Origin of the sequence: Aneurinibacillus danicus, from assembly GCF_007991215.1 — a bacterium.
Taxonomy (GTDB): domain Bacteria; phylum Bacillota; class Bacilli; order Aneurinibacillales; family Aneurinibacillaceae; genus Aneurinibacillus; species Aneurinibacillus danicus.
This window is the reverse complement of record NZ_BJXX01000214.1, coordinates 1-9,326: the sequence shown is the minus strand read 5'-3', so window position 1 is coordinate 9,326 and position 9,326 is coordinate 1. Positions and strand designations below refer to the sequence as shown.

Below are 9,326 nucleotides of genomic sequence, written 5' to 3'. Positions count from 1 at the left end.
AAAATAAGGGATAAACATGGAGAGAGAAGAGGGGAAGAAGAAATCGTTCCCACGTTCTCTTCTCTCCTTTCCTTCATACTATGAAAGACAGCTACATTATTCTGTTTTAAATGAAAGGATGAGAAGGCAATGGCGATGATGGAGACAACAATGAAAAATTTTTTCCTGTTTCTTTCTCAAAATAAATTGATGAATCAGGCAGCGAAAAAATGGGGTCTTCGCTTTGGCGCCAACCGTTTTGTAGCAGGGGAAACAATCAGGGAAGCCATTCAAAAAGTGCAGAATTTAAATGAAAAAGGACTTGTATGCACCCTGGACCATCTTGGCGAATTCGTATTCAGCCGGGAGGAAGCCATCGAATCGGCCGACTACTGCGTGAAAACGCTGGATGCCATTCATCAGGCGGGCGTGAACAGCAACCTGTCCTTGAAGCTTACGCAGATTGGTCTGGATATTGATATCGATCTGTGCCGGAGCAATATGCGCCGCATTCTGGATACGGCAAAAAAATACGGCAACTTTGTTCGCATCGACATGGAAGATTACGGACATTGTCAGCAAACGCTGGATTTGTTGGAAGAGCTTCGTCGTGACTATGACAATGTTGGCACCGTTATCCAGGCATATCTATATCGCACAGAAAAAGATATCGAAAAAATGAAAGGGGTTTCATTGCGTCTGGTAAAAGGCGCATACAAAGAATCGCCGGAAGTCGCCTATCCCGATAAGAAAGATGTGGATGAAAACTATAAGAAGATTATCAAGATGCACCTGTTAAGCGGCAGCTATACCGCAATCGCATCCCATGATGACCAAATTATCGAATATACAAAGCGGTTGGTTGAGGAATATAAAATTCCGCGCGATCAGTTCGAGTTCCAGATGCTGTATGGTATCCGTACGCAAGCACAAGTTGAGCTTGCACGGCAAGGATATACGATGCGTGTTTATGTTCCTTACGGCAATGATTGGTACGGCTACTTCATGCGCCGACTGGCGGAGCGCCCGGCCAACGTAGCTTTTGTATTAAAAGGAATGGTCTCTAAATAAAATCCATACCGTCTGTTATACCCGGGCTGAATATGAAAATAGACAAAGTTGCAAGTATACCATTATGATAACAAAAGAGAGGCGGGAGAAATGTGAGATTTTAGTGAAGAAAAAGGGGAAGGTCTTTTTTCCGCCTTTACTCTTTTCTCTTCCCTCCGCTTTCCCGCGCTCCTTCTTAGATTTTGGCTGAAAAATAAGGGGGTTCAATTATGGACATGCAATTAGTAATTTCTATTACCGTGTATATGGTAGGAATGCTGCTGATTGGCTATTATGCTTATAAGCGTACATCCGATTTATCAGATTATATGCTTGGCGGCCGGACGCTTGGCCCGGCGGTTACTGCGCTTAGCGCCGGTGCTTCCGATATGAGCGGCTGGCTAATGCTCGGCCTGCCCGGGGCGATGTTTTCCCAGGGGCTGAGCGCTTCCTGGATCGTAATCGGTCTGACACTGGGTGCGTATGCAAACTGGTTATACGTGGCGCCGCGTCTGCGCACGTACACTGAACTCGCGAACAACTCGATTACGATTCCGGAATATTTAGAGAACCGTTTTGGCGATACGACCAAGATGTTGCGTATCGTATCCGGTCTTGTCATTATGGTCTTTTTTACATTTTATGTTTCTTCCGGTTTGGTTTCCGGAGCCGTACTGTTTGAGAACTCATTTAAACTTGATTATATTGTGGGCCTTTGGATTGTCGCTGGCGTTGTCGTAGCCTATACGCTGTTCGGCGGTTTCCTTGCGGTAAGCTGGACAGACTTTGTACAGGGGCTTATTATGGTAATTGCACTGGTTATGGTTCCGGTCGTCACGATCTTTCATACAGGGGGTCTTGGAGAGTCGTTTCATACGATTCGTCAAATCGATCCTGCGCTGATGGATATGTTCAAGGGAACGACCCTGCTCGGCATTATTTCGTTATTCGCATGGGGCCTTGGGTATTTCGGACAGCCGCACATTATCGTACGTTTTATGGCCATTTCGTCTGTTAAAGAAATGGCGAAAGCCCGCCGCATTGGAATGGGCTGGATGATTTTTTCCGTAGTCGGTGCCATGTTTACCGGCTTTGTTGGAATCGCTTACTTTGCAAATGAAGGAATAAAACTGGCAGACCCGGAAACCGTATTCATGGAATTGGGCCATATTTTATTCCACCCGTTTATTACCGGCTTCCTGCTGGCAGCCATTCTGGCCGCGGTAATGAGTACGATTTCTTCTCAATTGCTTGTTACGTCCAGCTCGCTGACGGAAGATATATACAAAACATTTTTCCGTCGTTCTGCTACCGATAAAGAATTGGTACTTATCGGACGCCTCTCTGTACTTCTGGTGGCGCTGGTTGCCATGATGCTTGCATTTAATAAAAACAGTACGATTCTTTCGCTTGTGGGATATGCATGGGCCGGTTTCGGCGCTTCCTTCGGGCCGGTTATTCTTCTGAGCCTGTACTGGAAGCGTATGAACAAATGGGGAGCGTTGGCCGGTATGATCGCCGGTTCCGCTACGGTTATTATCTGGACCCGGTTCCCGTTCTTAAAGGATACCTTATATGAAATGGTGCCGGGCTTCGCGGCAGGCCTGCTGGCGATTATCCTTGTAAGCTTGATGACGGCTAAGCCGTCAGCCAAAGTAGAAGAGCAATTCGAACAGTGCACCAGATCGGCTTAATCAATCAACCCCTTTTGTCGGATGACAAAAGGGGTTTTTACGGCTTGTCTAAATACAATAGCAAAGCGATAAAAGAATAATAATCGTAAATTTTTAAAAATTAAAATAATAAAGAAGGAATGAGTATTCATTCATTGAATTATTTATGTAAGATAACGAAAGAAGAAGGAGTGACCTGTATGCCGACAGCATCCCGTCCCTGGTTGGCCAGTTATCCGGCAGAAATTCCCCATAAGCTTTCCTATCCGGACATCGCACTTTATGAACTGCTGATTCAGACAGCGGCAGCAAATCCTCATTCCCCGGCTTTGTTTTTTATGGGCAAGGAGATAACATATGAGCAATTGCTTACGGAATGCTACCGTTTTGCCAATGCACTGAGACAGCTTGGAGTAAACAAGGGTGATCGCGTTGCGGTTATGCTGCCGAATATCCCGCAAAGCGTCATTGCTTACTACGGTGCACTGCTCGCGGGAGCGACTGTTGTGCAAACCAATCCGCTGTATACGGAAAGGGAACTGCTGCACCAGATGACCGATTCCGGTGCCAGGGTAATCATCTGCCTCGATTTGTTGTACCCGCGGGTGAAGCAAGTAAAAGACGAAACGGCGCTTGAGCATGTTATTGTGACGGGAATTAAGGATTACTTGCCGCTGGCTAAAAAAATATTTTATCCCTTCGTCCAGTGGAAACAGCGGCAGCGGGTACGGGTGCGGGAAGGGGAGAGGGCGGGTGTGTATGCGTTTGTTTCGCTGCTTGCGCGAAGCAGTCCGGACCCGGTTCGGTCTCCGGTTGATACGCAAAACGATATCGCGCTTATCCAGTATACAGGAGGGACCACCGGCAAAGCGAAAGGAGCCATGCTGACTCATGCCAGCCTCGTTGCTAACGTCATGCAGTGCGGCGCCTGGTTCTATAAAGCCAGACGCGGAGAAGAGCGGATACTGGCTGCGGTTCCGTTCTTTCATGTATATGGCATGACGGTCGCCATGAATTTCGGCATTTACATGGCTGCCAAGCTTATCCTGGTGCCCCGCTTTGATACAAACATGATGCTAAAGCTTATCGACGATCAGAAGCCGACGGTCTTTCCCGGCGCACCGACGATGTATGTCGGATTATTAAACCATCCGGACCTTACAAAATACAGTATTTCTTCTATTAAAGCCTGCCTGAGCGGATCGGCCCCTTTGCCGGTGGAAGTACAACAAAAATTTGAAGCGCTTACGGGAGGACGGCTGGTAGAAGGGTACGGCCTGACTGAATGTTCTCCGGTAACGCATGCCAATCCAATCTGGGGACGGAGGATTAACGGCAGCATCGGCCTTCCCTGGCCGGACACAGAGTGTCGGGTCGTCGATATCGAGACGGGCGAAGAGGTTCCGCCCGGACAGGTAGGGGAGTTGTGCATACGGGGGCCGCAGGTGATGAAAGGATACTGGAATAAGGAAGAGGAGACGTACGCGTGCTTACAGGACGGATGGTTTTTCACCGGCGATATGTGTACGATGGATGAGAATGGATATTTCTATATCGTAGATCGGAAGAAAGACATGATTATTGCGGGGGGATTTAACATTTACCCCCGCGAAATCGAAGAAGTTCTATATGAACATCCGGCCATTAGAGAAGCGGTTGTCATCGGAGTACCGGACGAATACCGCGGTGAAACCGTGAAAGCCTACATCGTCGTCCGGGAGAATGAAGGAGTGACGGAAGAGGAATTAGATACGTATTGCCGGCAGAAGCTGGCCGCTTTCAAAGTACCCCGCATCTATGAATTTCGGGATGAACTTCCGAAGACGGCGGTCGGAAAAATTCTGCGTCGTGCTCTTATCGAAGAGGAGAAAGGCAAACTACAGACAAAATAAAAGGATGGGAGCGTTTTTCCCATCCTTTCTTTGCGCCTAATTTTCAATAACCGGTTCATCATGAATTTCTACCGCGCCGTGCTGCTCCAATAGATGGGTAATCGTTCCGCGCAACTCCGGTTTGCTGACCTGTATAACAAGAACAACCTGTCCCTGTTCAAGGTGCCGGCTAATATGTTCGGATGTATACCTGTTAATACCTAGATCCGTCAATCCCCCGATAACTCCGCCGGACATGGCGCCGGCGAGTACGGAGAGAAGAGGGCCTGCCGCGATTACAGGGCCAATCCCCGGGATAAGCAGCGTTCCCATGCTGAAAGCGAGACCCGCCGCGCCTCCGATAACCGATCCGATAGTCACGCCATCGACCACGGGATCGGCGCTTGCGTCACCCGTAAATGTATCCGGTTGTTCCGTTTTGCGTAAAAACGAAATTTCGTCTTTTTTCACGTAGCTCTGCAGGGCGTTACATGCGCGTTCCGCTTCCTCCGGAAGGGTAAATACAGCCACAATGTGGGGGTTCATACGTTTCCTCCTTACAGTGTCCGCAAATATTTTTCTACGGCTTTAATCTGTTCGCTGTCCAGTCCCTGGTTGGGAAGGGAGGGCATGGCACCGCGCCCGTTTAGCAGCACATTGGTTAATTTCTCGCCGGGAAGGCGCTGGCCGACCCCCTGCAGCCCGGGGCCAACAAGCGCTTCTTTGGTCAGATTGTGACAGCCGAGACAGTGCTGTTGGACGATGGTTTTGCCGTCTACCGGCTTGTTGCCGGCGGTATCTTCCGTTCGTTCATTTACCGGTTGGGCCAGAACCGAATAACCGATCGCCCAGGCTGCCAGCGTGACATACGTGATGACGAGAAAGCGCGGCACCCGGGCATTCGCCATCCGAATCCCCGCAACTTCCTCAAGAGGTTCTTCATGCGTTGTTTCTTTCTTTTCGCGGCGTTCTTCATCCATTACTCCTACCTCCTAGCGTCCTTCAGTGGAAGGTGCCGGTTTTAAGCTCATCAAATAAGCAATCAAATCTTCTGTATCCTGGTCGGATAAATAGTTATAGCTTGGCATCGTACTGCCCGGGAATACCTGGCGCGGGTTGTTTAAATGTACACGGTGCCATTGCTCATTCCAGCGGGTGCCCACCCAGGTAAGATCGGAGCCGGTCCGCACGCTGCCCAGCAGATGCGGATAATCATGATAGTAATCTTCCGGAACAGAGACCGGGCCCAGCGAGGAGTCCGCTTTTACGGGACGTACGAACTGTGTATGACACGTATGACAGCCCTCGCGGATATAGACCTGGCGTCCGCGGTATTCCGGCGAATCAATCGAATAATTTTTGATGGCAGCATTTGCGTTCTCCCGCTGCATGACCTCATCGTAGAAAGGAAGCACCACGGTGGCTGCGACCCCAATGAAGAACAGAAGGGATGCACCGATAATAAAAGGTTTCATAAAACGTTCTTTGCTTTGTCCGCTCATGGTTTCGCTCCTTTCTTACGGTTTATGCAGTGGAACTCGATTTCTCTTCGACTGACAGCGGTTGTCCTTCTGTAATAGACTTGCGCACGTTGTAGGCGAACACAATTTGTCCGGTGAACATCAATAGGCCGCCGACAGCGCGGGCGATGGAGAATGGCTGCAGCGATACGACCACCTCAAGGAACGGCACGCCGTATTGCTTTCCTTCTGTCCATGCAAACCCTTGCATAACCCCGGCCGTCCAGGTGGTAAAGGCAAAGATGAGAAATCCGATAATCGATAGCCAGAAGTGCCAGTTCATCAGCGCCTCGCTATAGATTTTGCGGCCGGTCAGCGTCGGCAGCGCATGATAGAACAAGGCGAACAGGACGAATGAGAAAGCGGCGAACAATGGCATATGTGCGTGACCTATTATCCAGTTGGTGAATTTAAGGATGGCGCTTGGCTGCATAAGGGATTGAAACGGTCCTTGCAGGCAAGTGATTAAATAGAAAATAGCGCCGGTTACGACAAATTTCAGCGATACATTCTCTGATATGACATGCCATTTGCCCTTCATCGTACCGAACACGTTAGCAAGGACGGTCCATACCGGAATAATGAGGAGCACAGACGGAACGACGCCGGCTTTCATTAACCAGGCGGGGATAGGTCCGTTCTGCAGATGGTGCGGACCGTTCCATACGTAGAACGTTGCGATTGTCCAGAATCCGATAAGCGAGAGTTTGTGACTGTATAGCGGATTTTTGGACAGCAGCGGAAGCAGGTAATAGATGAATCCGACTCCCACTGTCGTAAACCAGAGTCCGATGACGTTGTGGCCGTAGAACCAGCCTGCCAGCGCCTGGGGAACCCCTGAGATGAAGTAGGTAGCAAGGTTGCCGATGATATAGAGAAACGGCAGCCAGATAAGAGAGCCCATGAAATACCAGAGGCTGACATAAAGTTGATGTTCGTTGCGTTTCGCGATGGTTTTGAAGCAGATATATGCTGTGCCAACCACCAACACGATTAAAAAAAGGTCGAGCGGCCATGGTGTTTCCGCGTATTCAATCGTCGTTGTATAACCCATCGATAGTATAATAACCGCAAGCACGATATACACATTCCAGAGGATACCGATGATACGGGCAAGGCGTGGATGTTCGAGAGATTTGCGGGTCAACCGGGGAATAATGTAAAGTAGGCCGCCCACATACGCCATCGACATCCAGCCCAATAGAACGACGTGTGTATGCGCCGGACGAATGCGGCCATAGGAGAGATATTTCTGGAGAAACTCGCCCCATACCAGAAAATTCGGCCATACGTACTTAATCGCAAGGATCAGGCCAATACTCATTCCAACGAGGAGCCAGACAATAGAAGAATAGAAAAAAAGCCGAACCGCTTTATTTTCATCTTGTGTAAGGGTTGTCATAACAATCTCCTTTCTGTAACCAGTGAGGTGAAATCATGTTAAGTATTTCCTGAGCAAATAAAAATATTCTAGAAGAAGGAGAATGACGGTAAATGTCGAAATATATATACAAAACCACACTTCTTCTTCGATACATATTGACAATCCTGATTTTTTTGAATAAACTAAACTCGAGTGAATGCTCATTCATTATTTGGGATTTGAGGGAAGCGTTATGGCGAAGAAGACAGGGGAGAAATATCAGAGCATTATCGAAGCAGCGGTAAAGGTTATTGCCCGCTATGGCTACCATCAGGCACAGGTATCAAAAATAGCCAAAGAGGCCTCAGTTGCTGATGGTACGATATATCTTTACTTTGACAACAAAGACGATATATTAATATCGTTGTTTAAAGAGAAAGTCGGAACTTTCATCAATACGGCCCGTGCCCGAATCGCTCCGCTGGAGAAGGCGGAAGATCGTCTCCGTGAACTTATTTATATGCACTTGTGGCAGATGTCTCAGGACCGTGATTTGGCCATCGTAACGCAGATTGAGACGCGCCAAGCCAACCCGAACCTTCGGGCGGGAATTTACGAGGTGTTAAAACATTACCTGGACTTGATTGACGAAGTGATTTTCCTCGGCAAAGAGCAGGGTGTTTTCCGGCCGGATATAGAGCATAGAGTAGCGCGTAAGATGATTTTCGGCACGCTGGACGAAGCGGTCACCTCATGGGTTATGAATGAGCGGAACCAGAATCTTGTCTCCCTTGTTGACCCGATTCATAATTTGTTTATTAACGGATTGAAAGTGGCAAAACAGTGAACTTACAAAAATTTAAATGCCCATTTGTCCGGAAAACAATTATAATTTAGAAGACAGGCAATTTACAGAAAAATAACGGCGGACAAAGTTGAACATTCATATATCAGGTTATGGAGGGAGAGGAACAATGGAGTTTACAAATGTCAAGCTTGAAGCAGCAAACAAAGTAGCGTATCTCAGTATTGATGTACCTCCGGCGAACACATTAAGTTCCGCCACGCTTACCGGTCTTGGCGATGCGTTCAATTATATTGAAGGCATTGATGACATCAAAGTCATCGTTTTAACAGGAGCGGGAAAGTTCTTCGTTGCAGGCGCAGACATTAAAGAATTTACCGGTGCATTCGACAATGTCGAACAGGCAGAGCAGATGGCACGGGCAGGTCAGAAGCTGTTTGACCGGATTGAGAGCTTCTCTAAACCGGTGATTGCGGCAATTAACGGCGCGGCATTGGGCGGAGGGCTAGAGCTCGCAATGGCCTGCCATATACGGTATGCGGCCGAAGAAGCGAAGCTGGGTCTGCCCGAATTGAATCTGGGTTTGATTCCGGGATTCGGAGGCACACAGCGGCTGGCGCGTCTGACCAATAAAGCAAAAGCGCTTGAATTAATTCTGACAAGTCAATTTGTTGACGGGAGAGAAGCGGAGCGTATCGGCCTGGTTAACCGCGCCGTTCCCCTAGACTCTCTGATGGATGAAGTAAAAAGAGTCGCTGAGCTTATCGCTCTCGAGAAAAGTGCCGTTTCCGTACGCGCCGCGCTTGAAGCGGTTACATACGGACTTGCGGTGGGGCAGGAGAAGGGCACAGAGAAAGAAGCCGTCCTGTTTGGGCAACTGTTTGCCTCAGACGATATGAAGGAAGGCGTAAATGCATTCATTGAAAAACGTAAAGCGCAATTTACTGACAAGTAGGTTGATTTGCGAATACCGTTCACGCTTATGCCGGCAGGCGGCGCGCTGAATCTCTTATAAACCAATATAGAAGCCATAAGGAGGATATATATGAACATTCTTGTATGCTT

The 9,326-nt window shown here is 48.4% G+C and carries 9 protein-coding genes; 5 read left to right on the top strand and 4 right to left on the bottom strand.

Annotation, left to right across the window (positions count from 1 at the left end; genetic code table 11):
- Nucleotides 1-138: 138 nt before the first annotated feature.
- The 3 genes from ADA01nite_RS20640 to ADA01nite_RS20630 all read left to right on the top strand — a co-directional run bounded on the left by ADA01nite_RS20640 (nucleotide 139) and on the right by ADA01nite_RS20630 (nucleotide 4,594).
- Complete coding sequence (locus ADA01nite_RS20640; protein WP_146812323.1) at nucleotides 139-1,050, top strand: proline dehydrogenase family protein; 912 nt, start codon at nucleotides 139-141, stop codon at nucleotides 1,048-1,050.
- A 209-nt stretch (nucleotides 1,051-1,259) separates the two neighbouring features.
- On the top strand, nucleotides 1,260-2,723 hold the full coding sequence (putP, locus tag ADA01nite_RS20635; protein WP_146812322.1) for a sodium/proline symporter PutP: 1,464 nt from the start codon (nucleotides 1,260-1,262) through the stop codon (nucleotides 2,721-2,723).
- A gap of 179 nt (nucleotides 2,724-2,902) precedes the next feature.
- The gene (locus tag ADA01nite_RS20630; protein WP_146812321.1) at nucleotides 2,903-4,594 is read left to right on the top strand and encodes a long-chain-fatty-acid--CoA ligase; all 1,692 of its coding nucleotides are present in this window, start codon (nucleotides 2,903-2,905) and stop codon (nucleotides 4,592-4,594) included.
- Between the two features lie 36 nt (nucleotides 4,595-4,630).
- On the opposite strand, the gene ADA01nite_RS20625 is transcribed toward ADA01nite_RS20630, so the two are convergent.
- The 4 genes from ADA01nite_RS20625 to ADA01nite_RS20610 are packed head-to-tail and all read right to left on the bottom strand — an operon-like array spanning nucleotide 4,631 to nucleotide 7,495.
- The gene (locus ADA01nite_RS20625) at nucleotides 4,631-5,119 is read right to left on the bottom strand and encodes a DUF1269 domain-containing protein (RefSeq protein WP_146812320.1); all 489 of its coding nucleotides are present in this window, start codon (nucleotides 5,117-5,119) and stop codon (nucleotides 4,631-4,633) included.
- An 11-nt stretch (nucleotides 5,120-5,130) separates the two neighbouring features.
- A complete protein-coding gene (locus ADA01nite_RS20620) occupies nucleotides 5,131-5,553 on the bottom strand; it encodes a c-type cytochrome (protein WP_146812319.1) in 423 nt (140 codons plus the stop codon).
- A gap of 12 nt (nucleotides 5,554-5,565) precedes the next feature.
- Entirely contained in the window at nucleotides 5,566-6,075 is a 510-nt protein-coding gene (locus ADA01nite_RS20615) for a cbb3-type cytochrome c oxidase subunit II (protein WP_146812318.1), read from the bottom strand.
- Nucleotides 6,076-6,097: 22 nt separating this feature from the next.
- Complete coding sequence (locus ADA01nite_RS20610) at nucleotides 6,098-7,495, bottom strand: cbb3-type cytochrome c oxidase subunit I (RefSeq protein ID WP_146812317.1); 1,398 nt, start codon at nucleotides 7,493-7,495, stop codon at nucleotides 6,098-6,100.
- 214 nt (nucleotides 7,496-7,709) lie between these two features.
- On the opposite strand from ADA01nite_RS20610, the gene fadR reads away from it, so the two are divergent.
- Together fadR and ADA01nite_RS20600 are read left to right on the top strand one after the other, a co-directional pair.
- Nucleotides 7,710-8,303 carry a fatty acid metabolism transcriptional regulator FadR gene (gene fadR, locus ADA01nite_RS20605; RefSeq protein ID WP_146812316.1) on the top strand — a complete coding sequence of 198 codons (594 nt, stop codon included), beginning with the start codon at nucleotides 7,710-7,712 and terminating at the stop codon, nucleotides 8,301-8,303.
- Between the two features lie 127 nt (nucleotides 8,304-8,430).
- A complete protein-coding gene (locus tag ADA01nite_RS20600; protein WP_146812315.1) occupies nucleotides 8,431-9,216 on the top strand; it encodes an enoyl-CoA hydratase in 786 nt (261 codons plus the stop codon).
- Nucleotides 9,217-9,326 lie beyond the last annotated feature (110 nt).

Bases quoted from the DNA above. Each gene is read 5' to 3' on its own strand.
- ADA01nite_RS20640 (WP_146812323.1), top strand. From the start codon at position 139: ATGGAGACAACAATGAAAAATTTTTTCCTGTTTCTTTCTCAAAATAAA.
- putP (WP_146812322.1), top strand. From the start codon at position 1,260: ATGGACATGCAATTAGTAATTTCTATTACCGTGTATATGGTAGGAATG.
- ADA01nite_RS20630 (WP_146812321.1), top strand. From the start codon at position 2,903: ATGCCGACAGCATCCCGTCCCTGGTTGGCCAGTTATCCGGCAGAAATT.
- ADA01nite_RS20625 (WP_146812320.1), bottom strand. From the start codon at position 5,119: ATGAACCCCCACATTGTGGCTGTATTTACCCTTCCGGAGGAAGCGGAA.
- ADA01nite_RS20620 (WP_146812319.1), bottom strand. From the start codon at position 5,553: ATGGATGAAGAACGCCGCGAAAAGAAAGAAACAACGCATGAAGAACCT.
- ADA01nite_RS20615 (WP_146812318.1), bottom strand. From the start codon at position 6,075: ATGAGCGGACAAAGCAAAGAACGTTTTATGAAACCTTTTATTATCGGT.
- ADA01nite_RS20610 (WP_146812317.1), bottom strand. From the start codon at position 7,495: ATGACAACCCTTACACAAGATGAAAATAAAGCGGTTCGGCTTTTTTTC.
- fadR (WP_146812316.1), top strand. From the start codon at position 7,710: ATGGCGAAGAAGACAGGGGAGAAATATCAGAGCATTATCGAAGCAGCG.
- ADA01nite_RS20600 (WP_146812315.1), top strand. From the start codon at position 8,431: ATGGAGTTTACAAATGTCAAGCTTGAAGCAGCAAACAAAGTAGCGTAT.